Here is a 20813-nt window from a genome sequence, read left to right on the forward strand (position 1 = left end):
ATAGTCTCCCGTGATGTTAGTAAGTGTTTTGATAAATGTCCGTCAATCTATATGCTAAGTAGTTATAGCTAAAACGATTAACTGCGTGCTTCCGAATATCCTCTGATGCATATTTCTCAATATTGCACCCTACAGTAATCATAGCTTCGGCCAAGCTTAGCGGATCTTCTTTCTCACAAAGCTCTCCTAAAAATGACTCTGTAACGATACTCTCCGGTCCTCCACATCGAGTCGCGACTACAGGCTTCCCTGAAGCCATAGCTTCGATAAGCACTACCCCAAATGTTTCCGCTTTGCTAGGCAAAACAAAAACATCTGTTTCTTCTCGTAAAATACGTGAAACTTCTTGCCTAGATTGAAGCCCTAAGACAAAACAACATTGTTCCAATCCCAACGTTTGAATCAATTCCCTTACTTGGGCTCCTATTGTGCCATCTCCAACAATTTTTAAAGTCGCCTCAGGTAATGCCTGATGAACTTTAGCAAATGCCTTCACTAGTGTGTAGGGATCTTTTACCTCTTCCAAGTAACCAACATACGTAAAACGTAATGCTTGGGTATTTACCGAAAAAGCAGGATCAACATAGAAGTCATCAATAGATACGCCGTTATGCAGTGTTCTGATTTTGTCCAGTACAGTCTTATCTGAGAAGTAGCTCTTCACTTCATTCATCAAAGATTCACTAACGCAATAGACCTGATCTGCACGTCCAATCGACCGTAAAGTTAGTTGTTTAATTAAAGCATTTTTTGTTAAATTACTGAATGGACCTGTATGCTCTGTGAGAATAAGGGGAACTTGATATTTTTCCGCAACACTAGACGCAGCAGTGCCATCTAAATAGGCTGTATGAGCGTGTATCAAATCAAACTTGAAGTCTTTCCATACATTCTCGATTACTCCTAAGACAGCTTGACTGTAAGACCAAGCATGAAAGCGGAACGGAATGAATGGTGACCCCACTCGATAAGGCGGGTATAATACTGGGACTCCGTCGTATTCCTCCCACTTCGTGTCAGCAAGAACTTGCGGATATACTTGATTCGCTCTCCATAAACTTTTTATGTTGATTCCATTCATCCAGAATGGCCTACATGAAATGACTCTGGCATCAATTCCTTCATACTCTCTCAATGCTTTTACTTGCTCATGAATAAATGGTCCGCTAACCTTTTGATCAGGATGTGGGAACATGTGACTAAGTACCAAAACTCTTTTCACTTTTCGATTGAGATTTTTGGTCCATAAAGTAGCAGCGGGTAAAGCCTCTTTATAATCAATCTCAACCTGTGCGCATCTGTCAGCAGTAATCTCCAGTTCTTCAGTCAAAATTTTATGCTTTCCTTCTAGAACTGTCACTTCATTTTGCAAACTCTCACACTTTTCGCTGATTTGCACCATGTCTTGTTTGATTAACTTATTTTCTTCTAGTACCAACAGGTTTTGTTGATTTTCCAATTGTCGTTCTGCTTCAATAGTATCTAGTTGCTTCTGCGCTAGTACCAATGCTGATTCAGCAAGAGAACGGTTATTTTCATTTCTATTTAATAACTCGTTGAGATAATCGATTCTATTGTTATAAAGCTTCTTCGCTTCCGACGTCTTCTTTATCAAATCGATCCAGGAAATCTCTTTTTCAGGGACATACTCTACTCCATCATGTGTGAACCACATCGGCTTTGGCCATAATCCTTCGTGGTCCGTCCATAGACTCCAAGACACTTGGTAAGATTCATCATTTGAAGATAATATATTTAACCCCCTGCTCAACTGAAGAAAGGGTTGTACACAACCAGGTTTTGGGGCAATATACTCTAAACTATTGACAATAACCTTCCCATACAAATAGAGGGATAAGGGTAATCCAAATTTATCAGCATTCCAGGAACTATTTATCGGGACTTCAAATGTTTGATCTTGCTCTTCTACTGACGAAGCGAATAATAAAGTGGGTAATCCAGTAATACCATCGATGGCATACAATTCTACCCGATCGCTATTAGAGAAACCTGACGCCTTTATTACTAGTTTATCACCAGCTTTAGATACGACTGACATACGGATTGGTACTTCAGTAGTTTTATCGCTTTGATTTGTAATACCATTTTCAACTATTTTGGTTGTTTCAGGTAGACGAAACCTTGCCCACACTGAACCAACTGTAAAATCAGGACTAACTGCTTGCAAATGATTAGCAAACTGTACTCGATGGATGCTATCTTCTTGTTCTGTAATGGAAGGTACTTCTTTAAATGGAGCTTCGTCCAAATAAGGATTCTGATAGAGTGCAATTAGTTCACTTCTATCTTGTATACAAGTAGTGTCGATCCCATCAAACCATTTCTCATGCCTGATAGCATCAAAAAACGGCAGTATTTGGGTAGCCTCTTGATCGGGAATATGTTGCTCTTTTGACTGGCAGTTTGGACAAACTGCTCCATCCCAATAATGGAAGATCCCTAATCCTTGCTTTACCTGTATGCTTGGATCGTGTGGAGGCAATGTTGTGGCGCCACTGTAACGAATTTCTCTTGCCTTCCAATCGATTAATGAAAATACATCTACTATTTTCTTTTTATCGAAATTCCGTTGATGCCAATGAATATGGTAGACTTCCCCGCAATTACTACATTTCGTTTCATTCGCAGCAAGCTGTTCACTGTGTGGCACCGTTAATAGAATGTACTTTTTAGCCACCCGTTTCATCTCTAGAAGGCCCTGAGCAAACTCTTCCTCTGTCAAATGTTCAAATACATCATTGGACATGACCAAATCAAACGAGTTATCTGGAAAAGGCAACTCTGTAATAGAGCTAACTACCGTATCTCTTTTTACGTATTTTAGAGCCTCTTCACTTATATCTACTCCCACAACATGAATATGGACGGGAAGATGATTGGTTATCTTCCCGTCGCCACACCCCAGGTCGAGAATGCTTTCCACATCTGAGGGAATCATGTTAAGGATATCGTGTAATACTTGGCGCTGATACAAATCTGGTGTATCACTCCAAATTTCAGCCTGCTTATAGTACTGTTGGTTGTCGTTTTGCATCCGATAACTTCACCCCAAATGGCTGTAAACAAAGCCCCTTCTCAATATTATCTTCAAGCGATTGTACAATTTCAAAATGTATACTTCGATCTAGCACATGATAACTCTCAGCTTCCACACCGCTTTTCGTGAGTGTTTTAAAAATAGCTGCGCTCGCTACATATTTTCCTCGGCCAATTAAAAGTTCATCTACATCAAATGAGAATGTTCCTTTTCTCGGCAATGTAGCAATCCCGCTTTCTTTTGTATCGGCAATCCACTGACTGGCAACTTTTCCATCAGACATATATATACAAAACACAAATACTGGGTTGACCATTTCAATATTCGATTCATATTCAATAACTACCTGAACAGGTTTCCTAGTTTCAAATATTTTTGCTTCATGAAGTGACTCATTTAGCATCCGAACGGATACAATTTTCGCTTCTTTACTACCGTATTCAGAGAGTTCTGCTGCACGTAATACTTCACTTTCTCGTATTTCTTCTTCCTCATTTTCCTTCGTTGATACCCCTTTATCTTCCAAACCTGTTTTCGCCATTTCCTCATTCATCAAAAACTGTGGTGAAACAATAAATTCATATGTTGTAAACTCACCAGCAATTAATGCGCCTAGCTGTCTGTATTCAATACCATCGAACACTTCAAGATTCACATTTCCACCAGAAACTTGTGCCGTCACTTGTAAGCTCAGTTCCTGTAGATTTTGTAGGTAGACCTTCGGAACCTTATACTCAAAAGGTGCGTGACAATATTTCCCGCCGAGATTTTTATACTCTCGATAGTAACCATTCGCGTCTCTTAATGATGGTCCCCAATCCATGTATCCTTTTGTATCCATTATGTAGTGCATTTGATCAGGTGAGTTATCCATGGGCCCACCTACATCAATTGTCCCAATTTCTTCTGTACCAGAGAGAAGCTTGATTTGGTAAACTCGACTAGAACCATTTGGTGGTTTCCCGTTTTCACCTACAAAATGGAACAAAACGGATTGAAATAGATCATCCATACTTTCAAGCAAGGCAGCCTGCTTCTTCTGTATCTTCAAGTCCCTTGCCCGAAGACGTATTTCTTCTTCCTTGCGAATCATTGCGTTGTAATTTTTAATTACCTCAAGGGGATTTCCGTCTTGTCGTATACGACCACGATCGATCCAGATTACTCGATCACACAACTGCAATACACTGTTTAAATCGTGGCTGACAAATAGGACGGTTGCTCCTGATTGAGCTGTTAGTTTCTGCATCCGCTCCACGCATTTTCCTGCAAAGTAAGCGTCTCCAGCTCCCAATACCTCGTCAATAATCAAAATTTCTGGCTCAATAGATGTGGCAGTAGAAAAAGCTAGTCTCGCATACATACCTGCCGAATATGTCTTGATAGGCTGATCAATGAATTCTTCAAGCTCAGAGAAGTCAATAATCTCTTCTTCTTTTTCTTGGATCTGCTTATCAGTCAATCCTAAATAAGATAAAGCCGCCTTTATGTTTTGGCGGCCCGTAAATTCAGGATGAAATCCCGTTCCTAATTCCATAAGGGCTTGAATATTGCCATTTACCTCAAGTGTTCCTTCTGTCGGTGTGACATTTCCTATGATCGTTTTCAAAAAGGTGCTTTTTCCAGCACCATTCCGACCAATTAATCCAATTCTCTCCCCTTTTTTTATTTCTACGCTAAGATCCCGCAATGCCCAAAACTCTTGGTAATAATCTTTGCGCCAAAAATTAAGACCAAACACATCAAGAACCTTATCGATAGGTTTGGAATACAATCGATATAGTTTTCCTAGGTTAGCAATCTTAATGGCATGATTAGACATTGTCTATAAACACCCGCTTCATTTTCTTAAAGAACCAGTAGCCAAGAACAAAAGTAGCAAGAGAAAAGCACGCTAATGTAATAAACGTTGAAGTTGGAGGCAATTTACCCAGCATGAGAATGTTCTGATTGGATACTGTTAAATAGTAAATGGGATTCAAACTTAAGAACGGTCGCAAATACTCGGGAATCATATCTACCGTATAAGCAATTGGACTAATCATCATCAAAAAAAGTATGAGCACGCCAGTGATACTTTGTAGATCCCTTGCGTACACATTCACACTAGAAAGAATCCAAATAAGCCCTAGTGTAAATAGAATTTGAAAGACCCATACAAATACAAATAACGGCAACACTGCCGTCCACTTCCCAAATGACAGCAAACCGATTAATAGCAATATCGTTCCTGCCACTTGGGTGGTTTGTGAAACAAGAACTGCTTTTACCGGAACTAGCTCAATCGGAAACATTGTATTTTTAATTAAACTCGAATTGGAAACGACACTGCTTACTCCGTTTCCTAGGGCTTCTGAAAACCCAATAAACGGAATTAAACCACAAAAAATAAGCAACACGTATTCATTAGAGTTAAAAAGTTGAAATTTGACCTTAAAAATAAATATGTACACTGCTGCGTATGCACCCAAAAGCAGTAACGGGTACAAAAACAGCCACACTAACCCTAGCAAAGAACCAGCATACTTGGTCCTGATGTCGCTTTTCGTAGTCTGCCACAACAGCTTTCGATATTTATAAAGAAACGTAAATGGTTCAAGTAGTATTTTCACTATGCTCCACCAACTAGTAAACGGATTATTTGTTCAGCAGCATCTCCGTCACCGTATACTTTGGGGACTTCATTTATCGTAAAAGCTGCTTCCTTGTAACGATTATAAGCCTCGACGATTGAGTTTGAATGAGCACCAGTTAATACGTTTGCCCCCGCATTTACTGTCTCTACCCATTCGGTTTCATCGCGCATCGTAATACAAGGTCTTTGTACGAAATATGCTTCTTTTTGAACACCGCCGCTATCCGTGAGAATAATTGCTGCGTTGCTTTCTAATTCAATCATTTCTAAATATGAAACTGGCTCGATGAGCAATATATTCGGATTCACCTTAATTCCGTATTCATCCAAGTATTTACGAGTCCTTGGATGCAACGAAACGAGCACAGGGATATCTTGTGCAATCGTACCGAACGCTTCAAAAATTCCCGTTAGCCTGCCTCTGTCATTCGTATTTTCTGCCCGATGAACAGTTGCCAATGCAAATTGGTTCGCTTCCAAACCATACGATTCCAAAATTGTAGTTCGCTCATTATCTAATTTGGCAAGATAATGCTTCATACAATCGTACATAACATCACCGACAACATGTACCCCTTCATTGATACCTTCCTTGTGGAGATTATCAACAGAGTGAGATGTTGGACAAAAAAGCAAATTGGAAACATGATCGGTTAATACACGATTTACTTCTTCTGGCATATGTCGATTGTAGCTTCGGAGCCCCGCCTCCACATGGGCAACAGGAATATGGAGCTTAGATGCAGCCAATGCGCCAGCAAGGGTAGAGTTTGTATCGCCATATACGAGAATCCAATCCGGCTTTTCTTCCAAAAGTACCTTCTCAATTTCTGCTAACATTTGGCCGGTTTGCTGACCATGAGCTGATGAACCGATCCCGAGATGATAATGTGGAACAGGAATATCGAGTTGCTCAAAGAATACTTCGCTCATGTTTCGATCATAATGTTGTCCTGTATGAACGATTACTTCAGAAATTTGAGGATTATTTTGCTTTTGGGTTAATACTGCCCGAGAAACCGCAGCTGCCTTAATAAACTGCGGTCGAGCCCCAACAATCGTTACAATCTTCATATTTAGCTCCTACCTACAATCGGTAATATTTTCCCTGAATTTTTTCTTTGTCTTTCATTCCGTCTCTCGTATCAAAAATGATCTTTGCTTTTTCAGAGATTAATTGATAATCAAATGCTGTATGCTCTGTTGTTAACAATACAATATCAGATTGCTCCAGCACTTCATCTGTCAAATTAACGGTTTCTTTTTTGTTACCCTGATGTTTGAATACTGGAATGTTTGGGTCAACGACGATACAAGTTGCCCCCTGTGACTCTAAATGTGAAATAATAGAAAGAACGGGTGATTCCCGATAATCATCTATATCTTTTTTATAAGCTACACCGAGTATTAAAATCGTAGAACCACTTAATGATTTTCGCTCTTGATTTAAAATCTTCATTACTCGATTTACTACAAACTCTGGCATCGCATTGTTAATTTCGCCTGCGAGCTCAATAAGACGAGTATGGTAGTTATACTCACGAGCCTTCCAAGTAAGATAGAATGGATCGATAGGGATGCAGTGTCCTCCCAAACCAGGCCCAGGATAGAATGGCATGAAACCATAAGGCTTTGTTTTTGCCGCATCAATTACTTCCCATACGTCTATCCCCATTTTGTTACAAAGTACCGCCATTTCATTTGCAAGGGCAATGTTAATATGACGAAATGTATTTTCGTAAATTTTTTCCATCTCAGCTACTGCTGGAGAAGATACGACATGTATTTCTCCCTCAAGTACAGTCTGGTACATAGTAGCAGCAACTCTTGCGCATTCGGGTGTAACACCCCCAACGACTTTAGGAGTATTTTTTGTGTTATAGTGTTTGTTTCCTGGGTCTACCCGCTCCGGTGAATATGCTAAAAAGAAATCCACTCCACATTTTAAACCCGATTCTTCAAGAATTGGCTTTACTAGTTCCTCAGTTGTCCCTGGATAAGTAGTGCTCTCAAGCACAACAAGCATACCAGGCTTCAAATGGTTGGCTATTTCTCGTGCCGAAGAGCTAACATAGCTCGTGTCTGGTTGATGATACTTATCTAAAGGAGTCGGTACGCATATTGCCACCGCGTCTACATTATGGATAAAAGAATAATCAGCAGTAGCGTTCAACTTTTTTGCCTTTACAGTAGACAAAAGGTCTTCGTTCAGTACATCCCCGATATAATTAATCCCTTTATTGACCATGTCAACTTTATCAGATTGTACATCAAATCCAATTACTTGAAACCCAGCTTTTGCTTTCTCTACTGCCAGAGGCAAACCAACATAGCCCAATCCTACCACACCGATGACTGCTGTTCTTTCTTCTAATTTTCTAATCAGTTTTTCGGCTAAGGGAGATATCGTATTCTCTAGCATGGTACTCATGAAGTTGCTCCTCTCATCTCGAAAAATTCTCTCACAACAGAAATTACGTACTGTTGCTCTTCCTCAGTCATTTCTGGATAAAGTGGCAAAGCCATAGTACCCTTCGCGGCTTTTTCAGACTCAATCAGGCTTTCTCTATCGTAGCCCAAATCTTTATATACTTCTTGCAAATGCAGTGGGACAGGATAGTAAACACCAGAAGAAATACCTTTCTCTTGCAAGAAGGCCATTAGTTCATCACGAAGGTCTGTTTGAATAATGTACAAATGATAAACTGCATAGCGGTTCTCTTTTTCAAAAGGAACCTGTATAGGCAAATCTTTCAGTGCCTCGTTATAAACAGCTGCTTTTTGTCTACGAGCTGCATTCCACTGATCAATATAGGCAAGCTTTACGTTCAGCATTGCAGCTTGCAGACTATCCAATCGACTGTTGTAACCGATCATGGAGTGATAGTATTTGGGATTGCTACCATGTGCGCGTAGAATTTTTATTTTTTTGGCCAGTTCTTCATCATTTGTTACGATCATACCGCCGTCTCCATATCCCCCCAAATTTTTCGTTGGAAAGAATGAAAAACAACCGGCGACACCCAATGAACCGATTTTTTGCTCCTTGTATTTTGAGCCAATTGCTTGACACGCATCTTCGACAACATATAAATTGTATTTTTTAGCCAGTGCCAATACTTCGTCCATATCTACAGGTTGTCCAAAAATATGTACCGGAATGATTGCCTTCGTATTTGGCGTTATTGCTGCCTCCAGCTTGCTTACATCAAAATTATATGTTTTTGGATCGATATCAATAAATACCGGTTTAGCACCTAGTTGAGAAACCACTTCCGCAGATGCAAAGAAAGTGAACGGTGTAGTAATAACCTCGTCACCTGGTCCTATTCCAAGTGCATCAAGTACGAGAAGCAATGCATCTGTACCATTTGCAACTCCGATAGCGCATTTTACGTTACAGTAATCTGCCATCTTTTGCTCAAAGTCAGCAACATGCTTACCCATAATATAATTGCCACTCGATAATACATCATCAACAGCTGCTTTTATCTCAGCTTCGATGCTTCTGTATTGCTTTACCAAATCAAGCAATGGTACCTTATGAGTGGTTGTATTCATATTGACGATTCTCCTCTTCTACTCGTTCATTTAATTTGACTGGCTTTCCTAGTTCTGCTGATTTATAGATTGCTAATACAAGCTTTAAAGCCTCTAGCCCATCTACTCCGCTTACAACTGGGTCCCGATCACTCCGAATTGCATCAACCATGTCTCTAATGATTTCTTCCTGCCCAGGGGTACCATATGGATCTTGTTCAACCTCTTGAATGAGCGCTTCTGCATGTTGCTTTGGAAGAGACTCAAATTCCCAATGCTTGATCCAGTTAGCTGTAGTTCCAGATACAACAGCTGTTCCGCTCTCACCAAAAATACTGAGGGACTCTTCGAAGTTCTTTGGGAATATAGTAGCAGCAGCCTCGATGATCCCTAATGCCCCATTTTGGAATCGAACTGTTGCGGCTGCAACATCTTCAGCTTCTATATTTCTAAGACGTGTTGCAGAGTATCCTTGTACTTCTTCCACCGGCCCCATTAACCACAATAGTAAATCTAAATTATGTATAGCTTGGTTCATTAAAACTCCGCCGTCCATTTCCTTCGTTCCACGCCACGCTGCTTGATCGTAATAGGCTTGGTTACGATTCCACCGTAACGTTGCATTAGCGTGACTTATCTTTCCAAATTGGCCAGTTGTCATTGCTTTCTTAAGAGCCATAATGGCAGGTCTAAATCGATTTGGGTGCACGACAGATAGTTTTACGTCGTTGCCCTTACATGCTTGTACAATCGCTTCCGCATCCTGAATAGTCAATGCGATTGGTTTCTCTACGATCAGATGCTTTTTAGCATTAGCCGCTTGAATTGCCAATTTTGCATGCAGCCCACTTGGTACACAGATGCATACAACATCTATTTCTGGCTGTTTTTCCAGCATTTCGCCTAAATCTTTGTACCCACTTACTTGATATTTTTCACAAGTCTCCTGCAATCTCTCAACCGACGTATCACAAACTGCGACAAGTTTCGCGTTTTCGACATTTTCGATCGCCTCAATGTGTTTCTTTGAAATGTGGCCGCAGCCTACTATGGCGAAATGTATCATGATTCTATCTCCATTCTATTCTTCTTGTATTACTATACCATGAATGAAACAAAAATATATTTGTAGAATAACATCATATCACAGCAAATATAAGTTTCATTATTATACAGAAGTCGACAAATACATAGTTTCCATTACGATAAAAAAGGATGTTGATATGATTTCAACATCCTTTTTCCTTACCTATCTATTTCAGTAACCTTGCCCGATAGTCATCCAAAAGCTGCTTATAATTCGGGGACTGTGCTTGTAATTTCTGAGTCAATTCGATTGCTACACTATTTTGCCCCAACTTCTCATATGCAATGATCATGAGAGCCTGCACTTCGAGTGTAATACTCGGATCAGTAACCAATTTAAGTTGTTCAAGACTATCTGCGTAGTTCCCTAAAATAATATTCGCTTGCCCAAGATAAAAATACGTATAGGTATTCAAATCTAATGGCCGCTTGTCAGGGATTGCCTCTTCCTTGAAAGGTTCTATCCGACTTACGTAATCCTTATATTTATCTAAAGCCTTCCCAGCAAGTGCTGCTGCTTGATCTTTTTGATTTTGTTTTGCCAATTGAAATGCAACCTGTGCATTTACCTGAATACTTGCATCATAGAAGTGAACATTAAAATGATCTTGCTCCCAAGCCTTTTGGAAATATTGATCGGCTTTTACCCAATCATTCATGAAGAGATATACATTGCCGATCTTGTATAAAACCTCTGACGCCTTGGGTTCGAGTTGCTCAATACTATTTAATGTTGCTTCTGCTTTAGATTTCCACTCGCTCTGCTGTGACTGTGTATACTTCGTCGCATACACTTTAGCCAGGTTCATCGCATATTCCGTATGATAAGGGTTTAGCTTAACTGCTTTCTCCAATATCGGTTGTGCAGCTTCTACATCTACTTCACTTGTTAACGCAGAAATAGTGTTTTGTGCAAAGAGAATCCTTCCCGAATATACACCGACTATTCCTACACAAACAGCGATAAGAGCGATCAAGAACCGCGAGTATTGGAAGGCTGGATTCGTATCTTTTGACTGTAATGGTACTGCAATTGCTATCAGCCAGAAAACTATAAACCATACCGTACCAAAAGAGAAATCAAAATCTATGAAAGCATGCATCAATATAATGGACAAGGATACTAGGGAGGCAACTGCGATAGTCGAATCGCTATCATCCTCTTGTTCTCTCTTGATGCGAATGAGTATCTTTACTACCAGAAAGCCTATCACGCCAATGAAAACAATGAGCCCCAACCATCCTGTATTAAGCAATATCTCCAAATAACCGTTATGGACCTCATTACTATAGTAGGGAAGCTCTTGATGAGCAGGATAAACTACTCTCCATCCTTCGCCACCAAAACCGAATACAGGGGCCTCCTTACTCACTGCAAAAGCATCCATATACATATTGGTTCTTCCTAATACACTAGAAGTACCCAAGTTAATATCAGTAATTCGCTGTTGCAATGACTCAGGCATAGCCTGATATAACAAGCCTTGGTTTTTGAAATCCAACAAAGTTAATAACCCAACTAATAAAATAAAACCAGGCAATACAAAGCGAATCAGAGGTTTCTTCGTTTCTTTCATAAAACTACTATTTTTAACGATCCTTTGTGTAAGCAGCACCAGTACCATTACGAGAATACTTGCCACAACGAATGCAAGTAAACCTACATCATCTACGTTTTCAGACCCAGCTGCAGTCATTTTTTGAAACACTAGAAGTGAAGCGACTAGAGAGAAAACAGTAAATGCAAGGTATTGAATTTGTTCCTTGCCCTTGAGAAGGAGTACTCCAATGAACCACGCCACAGGAAAAACGACCATTGCCCCACGTGAGTACGATAAGAAAAAACAAACGCCATATGCTACCAACGGCAAGCTGAAGAAGAGTGTAGTAAAGACTTTGATTTCTTTTTTTGCCAAATAGACAAGAGCATACAGCCAAAATGCACAGATAATCGTAGCAAATGTATTGGGATATTGGAGTGGCCCTGCCAACCTTCCCGAAAGGACTATATCCTTAAATACAATCCAATTCCAAAAACCAGCAAGCGAAAAAAAACTAATCCATACGCCCGTTGCGTTAAAAACGATTGGCAGCAGCTTTTCCACTTTATCATTGTGGTCGATCTGTCGTAACCAAATTAACATGATAAAAAGAATCGCGTAGGTCAACCAACGAAATAAGTTGTCCAAAGCTCCCATAGGAGTCTCTGCACCGAGTAGTGATAACACATGAGTTAATGGAATAAAAAATACAATCAAATAGATTAAATGTCCATATTGTTGGTTTTTCCTGATCATCCATAGGGCTGTGATCAGAAATAGTAGAATTAGACTTACTTCCATTAAATAAAAATCAGTATCAAAAAATAGCCCTCGAAGATATGGCGTGCATAAAAACAGGAGGGCTAAAGCTGCAAATAGCCCCCATTTCACTAATTGTTGCATTTTAGACCTCCGGCTTGCTTGTTTCCTATTTAGATTCAAGTTCCTTTACTATGTTAGCGACCTCAACCTTTGTATTTGTTCCCTCAGGAGCAAGTTCCAAGTATTTTTTCATATTGGTTACCGCTTCTTGTTTTTTGTTCAATTGCATATACCCGAATCCGATAAAACGATAAGCTTCAAAATACTTAGGATCACTCGTAATTTCCGACAAGACTTTTACTGACTCTTCAAATTTATTTTGAACAAAGTAAATTTGTCCAAGCTTAAATTTAAGATCTGCAAAATCCGGCTTTACTTGAAGACCCTTGTTAGCTGTGAGAAGCGCATTCTCGAAATCTTGATTAAACATTTGAATTGCTACAATATTGTTGTAGCCTTCGATCATGTCTGGTGACTTTGTGACTGCATTTTGATAATAACTCAGTGCTTTACTGAGATCATTTTGTTTTCGAGAAATATTACCCAGGTAGTACTCATAGATACCATTTGAAGCGTCAAGCTTTACACATTCCTCAAATGCTGACTTTGCTTCATCCATTTTTTCAGAATTGTAAAGAGCTAATGCAGCATCAAACTTCTCCTTAACAGGATTTGAAGTTTCAGACTTCTTTTCTTGAGCTATAGGTGTAGGTGCTTCGGTTTCCTTTGCACATCCAGTAATAACTGCTAAAGACAATAGGAATACACCCACTAAATGTACGTACTTCATGAACGTTAGGTCCTCCATATTCTAGAAAATACAATACTCAGATACCATTCTATATTAGCACATTCCTATTAATTAGTTGCTGAAAACAAAAAAAAAGAGCCTATTACTAGGCTCTTTTTAATGCTCATTAGTTAGCAGTGATTGGTGTTGTGTTAACTTTGAGCGTGTTATCTTGACCATCTTTAGTGTTCAGGTCAGATTTGTAAGTAGCAACAGTTACAGTTTGTGTAGTGTTGTACTCAGGTAGAGTCAAAGTTACTTTCTTGTCAGTGCCACCTGCAATAGCAGTTGGAGCAACAACAGTTCCGTTAACTTTAACAACGAAGTCGTCCAAATGAGCAGCGTCATTTGCAACTACAACATCTTCACTGAAAGTCAGAACCAAGGAAGTAGAAGACTCTTTCTTAGCAGAAACGAGTGTTGGGTCTACGTTGTCAGTGAAGCCATTAACAACGATGTCTTTGCTAGCTGCGTTCAGCTTGCTACCATCTACAGCAACTACGCTATCAGCGATGGACAGCAACGCACCGCCGTTAGAAGCGATTGTCTCGTCTTGCAGTTCGATTTTAACAGTTGTCTTGCTGCCGTCGAAGTAGATCGCATTAGCTTTGATCGCTTCACCGTTAAGTTTGTAGTTAGAAGCAACAGCTGCAGCTGGAACCATGTCTTTACCAAAGTTGATGGTAATTACATTGCTAGCAACTGAAATAGCAGAAGTCAAATCGATTTCGCCTTGAGCAGAACCGGACTTAACAATGCTTACAGAAGCAGCAGCGTTAGGATTTTGACCAAGGTCTTTCACAGCCCCTGCTCCGAAATCAATTGTGTAAGTACCAGCGTCGATAACACCAGCTGTTCCTGTTTCAACGGAATTAGCATCTACTTCAACGATAGTATTTTTGCCGTTAGCATCAGCTACTACATTAGCAGAAGTAATCGCCTTTTTCACGCCATCTTTGTCTTTCAAGACAATCTTAGTAGCGTCTACAGTTGTGGTCAATTCTTCAGAGAATTGAACTTGGAATACTTCGTTAGCTGGTCCAGTCGCTGCTTTGTTAACTACTTTACTGAAGCGGTTAACGATTGAAGGAGCTGCACCATCTTTAGACAGAGTCACAGTGGAAGTGAACTCGTTACCAAACATGTTGTTGTTCAGAGCTTTAAAACCGTTAACTGTTACAGTCAGATTAGTAGTGGTTTCAGTATCACCATATACTTTTACTTGACCGTTGTCAGCTACAGTTACATAGTACTCATCATCCGTACCAGCACCGTCTACAGGTGTGATGGTAGAAATCAAAGCATAGCCGTTCTTCTTAACAGAAACAGCATTCGGTACAGATACTTCTTTATCGAATACTACTTTGAATCTGTACTCACCAGCAGCTTCTACTTTTGTTACAGTAGGAGCAGCTGCATCGACAGTAACTTCAAATGTTTTTGTCAGGTAAGATGCATTGTTAGGTGTAGGAGCTTGAATGTCCTTCACGTTAGCAAATGCGATAGTGTGTTGACCAGCAGTCAAGCCAGTAGCAGCACCTGTGAGCGTAATTTCTTTAACCGCAGGGTTAGTAGAAGGAACGTTCACGTTTTTGTTATCAATTGTGATCAATCCGATAGAACCTACATACTCGTCGAAGGAAACAACTACGTCATTACCTTTAACTTGTACAGACTTAACAACTGGAGCAGCAGTATCTACGAAGGAGAGTGTTTTCGTCTCATCCTTCTCCAAACCGCTCAGGTTTTTGTTCAGAACTGTCTTTTTAACAGTTACGGAAACGTAGTCACCAGTTTTGAGTGGGTTTGTCAAAGCGATAACTGCTTTCGTTTTATCAGTGCTATCAACAGTTGTAGTAAAGGCAGTTACTACGGAGTTGTTGACTTTCACTTCATAGTTGGATTCGTCTTCAGCAGTTACTGTATCCAACTCGTCATCGAAATCAATTACGATTTCTTTCGCGTTCAGAGCGTCTACTGCTTCAACTTTCAGTTCGCCCGCTGGACCACCGATTGCATCTTTGCGAGGATCGTAAGTTGCACCGTTAGAACCATCGAGGTTAGATTTCGTATAAACGCCTTCGAAATCAGTCTCTTTCAGGTCTCTTTTAACTTTGCTGAACTCACCGTTCATGATTTCGCGGAGGCTTGCACCTTTACCGTCGAAGTCAACGTAGATCAGTTTGTCGAAAGAAGTTACTCCCATGTCAGCTGCAAATTTTGTTTTACCTGCATCTGTCAGGTTGAACAGGTCACGCAATTCATAGTATCTGTCTACATCTCCACCCAGGTAAACACCAGATTTTGGTGCTGCGAAAGCGGAAGAAGCCATGCTAGCAATTACTGTAGCAGAAAGGATGGAAAGAGCTACTTTTTTATTCACGTACTACCCCTCCGTAAGTTTGATAGGAAGTCTCTATTTTTTGTGAGTGAGTATGTAATGAACAGCGGAGAGAGGTCACTCCCTCCGCTGCTCGACTCACGTAAAAGGCTTTAACTCACAAAATTATTTTTTGAAAGTTACGTTTGCTTTGTCGGTTTCGCCTTTTTCACTTGTTACAGTGATTACACCAGAAGTAGCATCTGTTTTGTCAGTAGAGAATTCGAATACGATTTCTCCGTTGCTTACTTTACCAGTGAAGGTTTCGCCGCCAACTTTGATAACTGCGTTGTCAATCTCGGATTCTTTACCGGATTTGATTTCTACAGTTACAGAGTAAGAGTTTACTGGACCGATAGCGAACTGTTTACCAGTTGCGTTATCAGCGATAGCATCCCATTTACCGCCTGGGTTTTCGCCACCATTGCCAGGTGTTTGTTTCAAGAACGCTTCCGCTTCATCTTCCCAACCTTCTTTGTCTACTTCATCTTCGTCGGAAATGATCAATACGTAGTCGTATTTGTTACCAGAAACGTCGGAGCTATCGATAGCAACGATGTAGTCGCCTTTGCTCACGCCGTCTACGCCTTCCAGATCATCGAAGATGTCCAGGAATGCAGTGGAAGATTTAGTGGAGATAGTGGATTTTTTGTCGTCAGCATCTTTAACAGTGATGGTGTTGCCATCTACGTTAGATACCAGACCCACTTTCATTTTGTCGATGCTAGCATCTTTCCACTCGTCTTCGTCAGCGATCTTAGCGAGCATTTTCTCGTCGGAATCTTCGAGGTTGTTGTTAACTACTTCAACAACATCGTCCACAACTACTTCATCGTTAGTATCCAATTGGAATGCGATGAAGTCGCCGCGTTTGATACCGCGATCGTCTTTCAGATCTTCAGAATCTTTGTCCAATGGGTAAGTTTTCAATTCGACTTTGTCACCGGTTTTAGTGAGAACTTGGATAGTGTCATCTCCACCGGATCTTCCGTAATCCCAAACCATACCGTATTGGGCATCGCCACCCAAACCGTCACCTTCAACTACGAAGATTGCTTCAACTTCATCTTTATCTTCGTCAACTGTGTAGTATACAGTCAGATCGGATTCGTCTGCAATGTCTTTGAACTTCGCAGCTTTAGCGTTTTTCAGTTCAGGACGTTTGTTTGCGTCTTTGATCTCACCAGTCATGTTGAAGATAGCAGTATCATCATTTACTTCGTAGTCGTCAACCATTTCGTCGTCTTCGTCAGCAATTTTGTCCCACTCAGCTCCAGAAGAACGGATCAGATCTGTTTTCAGGATGCGAACTTTTTCTGCTTTACCTTCTTTGTCAAGTTCAACTTCCAGCAGAACGTTGCTGTCGTCTTTCTTAGGTTGGAGAAGGTCTTCCAGTTCGCTCTCGTTACCGTTTTTGTCGAAGTTTTTGCCGTTTACATCATAGATGTCTTCAGCTTCCAACTCAACATTCACTTTTTTGCCTTTTTGAGTCAATACAGTGAATTGCCATTTGTCTTTACCATAGTCCAGGTAAGCTGCACGAGTAACGATTGCTTTTTGTTTGCGATCGTCGATTGGATCCTTAGTAGTTACGTGACGAACACGACCAGAAGCATCCAGGTACAGTTTTACTGTTTCGCCGTCAAGATCTTTGATCAGATCCCAGTTGGATCCATCAGTATCTTCAACGTCTTTGTTTCCGTTATCGGAGTAAGTAGCACCTTTGTAGATACGGTATGTTTTGTCTCCAACAGTCAGACGGTAGTCGTTGCTGTTACGCATAACAACTTTGTCTACTTTACCTTCTACAATCGTGTCAGTAGCGAAGATCAGGAACTTGTCTTCGTCACCTTCTGGATAGTAAACGCTGTAAACCATGTTTTCTTTCAGATCGCTGAATTTAGCTGGTTTACCATTGACGAATACGAGGAAGTCTTTACCTTCATCTTTGTTTTCCAGCTCATTGAACTTGTCGTTGTCAATGTTCGTGATCTTTTTCTTTTCAACATCGACTTTGCTGATCACTTCAGAACCATATTTACGACCTTCGTCAGTTTGGTTCATAGTTTGATCGTCGATTACGTGCATGTAAGCAATTTCGTTGTTGTCATCCAGAACAACTTTCACACCAAAAGTGAAGCCATCGCCATCTTTGATGATTTCTTTCAAACCGTCAACTGCATCAGTGTAACGTTTGAAGTTGTAAGTAACAACAGTGTCTTTGTTCAGACGGTAGGATTTCTCGCTAGCATCCAGAACCAGTTTCAGATCTTTCAGATCGGAGCTGCTCAGATCTTTAGCATCGGTGAACGATTTGCCTTTCAGTTCCCATTCGCTCACACGGTCCATGATAACTTCTTCGTCTGTGGAACCTTCCATCCAAACGATTACGTCTTCACGGTCGTCTTTGATCCACACTTGTACGTGTTGACCAGCGAATTCGTTAGAGTTGATACCGTCAGCTACTTTGTAAGTAGTGTTGCCGATACCAGCATCTTTACCATTCAAAGTTACTTCGTTAGCTTTGATTTTGCCCAGACCGATAGCAGGTACGTTTGTTACCAATGGCAAGTCATCGCCATCGCGACCAGCTTCTTGAGCCCACTCCATGTCACGAACAGTAACTTTCAGGTATTTAGTCAGGAGGTTTTCATTCGTGATTTCATAACGAACGTCAGTCCCGAATTCTTTTTGCTCCATCAGGTCTACACGAAGAGCGTTGTCGAGCATTTTGAAGATGTCGCCACGAGTTGCTGCATTGTTAGGAGTAGTGATGCTCTTAGCAATGTTCAGCTCGGAAGCTTTGGAGATCATGCTGTTAGGCCATACACCCTTAACGGATGGCTCATAACCCAGTGCACGAACGATCATAGTAACTGCTTCTGCATAAGTAACTTGGTTTTGTGGTTTGAACGATTTGTCCGGGAAACCTTTTACGATTTCTTCGTTGGAAGCTACGTTTACGAAACCAGCAAACCAATCAGTAGATCTAACATCAGTATAAGTATTGCTGAATTGTGCCAATTTCGCACCTTGCTCCAGTCCGCGAGCGCGAACGATCAGAGTAGCGAACTCTGCACGAGTGATAGTTTTGTCTACACCGTAATCGCCGTTGCCATAACCTGCTACCAGGCCAAGAGCTTCCAGACGTTTTACGGTTTTTTCCATTTCAGCGTCCATTTTTGGAGCTGTAGTTGTTGCTGCTTCTTCTGCTGCGAAAGCCATTGGAGCAACAGTAAGTGCGAGTGCACTAGCCAATACACTGTTAACGACCTTTTTCATAACCTTGTGTTCTCCTCCTCTAGTATAAACAAATTGTTCTTGGGGAATATTTGTTGTTAATCTATCTTTCTTTTTAAAGCCCGAATCCTGCAAGCGCGTGTCACCTCCTTTCGCAGGAAAGCCTCGCTTTTTGTGTTAAAAATCTCTAGTATATTCAGTATTGTGTAAAATGCAACAATCACTAGTGTAACACAACTGCTAGAATTCGTGAATCTTTTTTACACAATTCCCCGTTTTTCGTGTGACATCCTATTAAACGCCTGAGCGAATCAAAAGTTGCGGCGCCTTCGAAAAAAAATTAAAGTTTTTTTCGTGGTTCGTTATTCACCTGTCAGTTATGTACGAAGTGACATCCGCCACAATCCGTATTATAGGGGAGATATGGCGGGCTGTCACGACTGAACCTTTTTCCAATTTGATTCAAAAGCTTACAAATCTTGTTTCCAGTTAGTTACCCAGCGCTGTTTCAAAAGCTACAACGGCCAGGTTGTATGTCAAAACAGCTTTTTGGTACTCGTTCTCACTGGTAGACAATGCTTCTTCGGACTGGATAACCTCCAAAGTAGTTGCGAGGCCATTTTCAAAGCGTAGATTCTTCAGGCGATAGCTCTCCGCAGCAGAGTCCTTTGCAGACTTGCGGAAATCAATCGCTTCTCTTGCCGCATTCAGGTTGAGATATGCTTCTGTTACATCTTTGGTAACAACACGCTTTTGCTCATCAATGGAAAGCTTAGCTTTTTCCACATTGTTGCGCGCCTGCTGACCTTGAAGAGTAGATACAGCCAAATACTCATCGATCAGCTTCACGTTCAGTTCAGCCAGCTTGAGCTCTTCTTCTGCTCTCGTAATTTCTACCCGGTTAGTGAGTGCCTGCTGCTTGGCTTGCTCAAGCGTTAGCTTAATAGGAGCCGTTTGCTTATTCGATGTGATGAGCTTCCATTCTTGATTTAAATCTACTCCAAGGAAGTCATTCAGATTCATGAGGGCAATTTCTACAGCGTTTTCTGCAGACTTCAATTGTGCTTTTGCCGCTGCTACTCCCATCTCTGCTTCCAAAACATCTGTTTTTGCATTCGTTCCCACATCGAATGCAGCCTTTGCTACCTCCAGCTGTGCTTCTGAACGCGCCAAGCTTTGTTTCTTCAAGTTTAAATCATCTTGAGCAAAAATCAGTTTGTAATAGACATCTTGTGCCCCTAGCTTTGTTTTTGCTTCAGCTGATTTTACATACAGTGCATTTAGCTTTTTGTTCACTTTCCCATTCTCGTTTGTCACAAATTTGCGTTGTGCATCTTCCAGCGTCTCAATTGTACTGCTTGGCATTTCAGAGTTACTCACATAAGTAAGTGACTGATTAATGTCTGCATTTTTTGCATCCAGACGTGTCTCATTAAGCTTAGCATTTGACTTCAGAGCCTGTTCAACGGCTTTTTCCAAAGTCAGGTCATCACTTGTAGCAGCCTCAGGAGTAGACTGGCTCTCTGTACCGGTTTGTGCTGTTGTTTTATCATTTGATGCTTGTACAGTCGTAGGTGCCTTAGTTTGATCGGAGCCTGTATTCGCAAATGCCGTCAAGCTTCCTGCGCCTAGTGCTGTTGTTAATACTGCCGCCAAACTGATGGACATCCATTTCTTTTTCGAATATGGAAAATTCACTGAATTCCACTCCTTTATTTTAT

At 40.8% G+C, this 20813-nt stretch carries 12 protein-coding genes; all 12 read right to left on the reverse strand.

What is annotated here, in order from left to right:
* Nucleotides 1-16: 16 nt before the first annotated feature.
* Entirely contained in the window at nucleotides 17-3055 is a 3039-nt protein-coding gene (locus tag ACM6JA_RS29375; protein WP_414855250.1) for a glycosyltransferase, read from the reverse strand.
* Nucleotides 3027-4880 carry an ABC transporter ATP-binding protein gene (locus ACM6JA_RS29380; RefSeq protein ID WP_414855251.1) on the reverse strand — a complete coding sequence of 618 codons (1854 nt, stop codon included), beginning with the start codon at nucleotides 4878-4880 and terminating at the stop codon, nucleotides 3027-3029. Before ACM6JA_RS29380 ends, ACM6JA_RS29375 begins: the two co-directional genes overlap by 29 nt.
* Complete coding sequence (locus ACM6JA_RS29385) at nucleotides 4873-5670, reverse strand: ABC transporter permease (protein WP_414855252.1); 798 nt, start codon at nucleotides 5668-5670, stop codon at nucleotides 4873-4875. Before ACM6JA_RS29385 ends, ACM6JA_RS29380 begins: the two co-directional genes overlap by 8 nt.
* The gene (gene wecB / locus ACM6JA_RS29390) at nucleotides 5670-6767 is read right to left on the reverse strand and encodes a non-hydrolyzing UDP-N-acetylglucosamine 2-epimerase (RefSeq protein ID WP_414855253.1); all 1098 of its coding nucleotides are present in this window, start codon (nucleotides 6765-6767) and stop codon (nucleotides 5670-5672) included. Before wecB ends, ACM6JA_RS29385 begins: the two co-directional genes overlap by 1 nt.
* Nucleotides 6768-6780: 13 nt before the next feature.
* A complete protein-coding gene (locus ACM6JA_RS29395; protein ID WP_414855254.1) occupies nucleotides 6781-8124 on the reverse strand; it encodes a nucleotide sugar dehydrogenase in 1344 nt (447 codons plus the stop codon).
* Complete coding sequence (locus ACM6JA_RS29400; protein ID WP_414855255.1) at nucleotides 8121-9254, reverse strand: DegT/DnrJ/EryC1/StrS family aminotransferase; 1134 nt, start codon at nucleotides 9252-9254, stop codon at nucleotides 8121-8123. Before ACM6JA_RS29400 ends, ACM6JA_RS29395 begins: the two co-directional genes overlap by 4 nt.
* Nucleotides 9235-10299 (reverse strand): Gfo/Idh/MocA family protein, encoded by a 1065-nt coding sequence (locus tag ACM6JA_RS29405; RefSeq protein ID WP_414855256.1) that lies wholly within the window; start codon nucleotides 10297-10299, stop codon nucleotides 9235-9237. Before ACM6JA_RS29405 ends, ACM6JA_RS29400 begins: the two co-directional genes overlap by 20 nt.
* Before the next feature lie 187 nt (nucleotides 10300-10486).
* The gene (locus tag ACM6JA_RS29410) at nucleotides 10487-12763 is read right to left on the reverse strand and encodes an O-antigen ligase family protein (protein WP_414855257.1); all 2277 of its coding nucleotides are present in this window, start codon (nucleotides 12761-12763) and stop codon (nucleotides 10487-10489) included.
* Between the two features lie 25 nt (nucleotides 12764-12788).
* Complete coding sequence (locus ACM6JA_RS29415) at nucleotides 12789-13472, reverse strand: tetratricopeptide repeat protein (protein ID WP_414855258.1); 684 nt, start codon at nucleotides 13470-13472, stop codon at nucleotides 12789-12791.
* Between the two features lie 127 nt (nucleotides 13473-13599).
* Nucleotides 13600-15855, reverse strand: coding sequence for a hypothetical protein (locus tag ACM6JA_RS29420; protein ID WP_414855259.1), 2256 nt, complete (start codon nucleotides 15853-15855; stop codon nucleotides 13600-13602).
* A 123-nt stretch (nucleotides 15856-15978) separates the two neighbouring features.
* Nucleotides 15979-19134 (reverse strand): S-layer homology domain-containing protein, encoded by a 3156-nt coding sequence (locus tag ACM6JA_RS29425; RefSeq protein ID WP_414855349.1) that lies wholly within the window; start codon nucleotides 19132-19134, stop codon nucleotides 15979-15981.
* Between the two features lie 447 nt (nucleotides 19135-19581).
* Nucleotides 19582-20790, reverse strand: coding sequence for a TolC family protein (locus tag ACM6JA_RS29430; RefSeq protein ID WP_414855260.1), 1209 nt, complete (start codon nucleotides 20788-20790; stop codon nucleotides 19582-19584).
* Between the last annotated feature and the right edge of the window lie 23 nt (nucleotides 20791-20813).

Source organism: Brevibacillus sp. IT-7CA2 (assembly GCF_949767855.1).
Lineage (GTDB): Bacteria > Bacillota > Bacilli > Brevibacillales > Brevibacillaceae > Brevibacillus.

Coding starts and splice junctions, on each gene's coding strand:
- ACM6JA_RS29375 (WP_414855250.1), bottom strand. CDS start 3,055: ATGCAAAACGACAACCAACAGTACTATAAGCAGGCTGAAATTTGGAGT.
- ACM6JA_RS29425 (WP_414855349.1), bottom strand. CDS start 19,134: ATGAAAAAGGTCGTTAACAGTGTATTGGCTAGTGCACTCGCACTTACT.
- ACM6JA_RS29405 (WP_414855256.1), bottom strand. CDS start 10,299: ATGATACATTTCGCCATAGTAGGCTGCGGCCACATTTCAAAGAAACAC.
- ACM6JA_RS29410 (WP_414855257.1), bottom strand. CDS start 12,763: ATGCAACAATTAGTGAAATGGGGGCTATTTGCAGCTTTAGCCCTCCTG.
- wecB (WP_414855253.1), bottom strand. CDS start 6,767: ATGAAGATTGTAACGATTGTTGGGGCTCGACCGCAGTTTATTAAGGCA.
- ACM6JA_RS29400 (WP_414855255.1), bottom strand. CDS start 9,254: ATGAATACAACCACTCATAAGGTACCATTGCTTGATTTGGTAAAGCAA.
- ACM6JA_RS29380 (WP_414855251.1), bottom strand. CDS start 4,880: ATGTCTAATCATGCCATTAAGATTGCTAACCTAGGAAAACTATATCGA.
- ACM6JA_RS29415 (WP_414855258.1), bottom strand. CDS start 13,472: ATGAAGTACGTACATTTAGTGGGTGTATTCCTATTGTCTTTAGCAGTT.
- ACM6JA_RS29395 (WP_414855254.1), bottom strand. CDS start 8,124: ATGAGTACCATGCTAGAGAATACGATATCTCCCTTAGCCGAAAAACTG.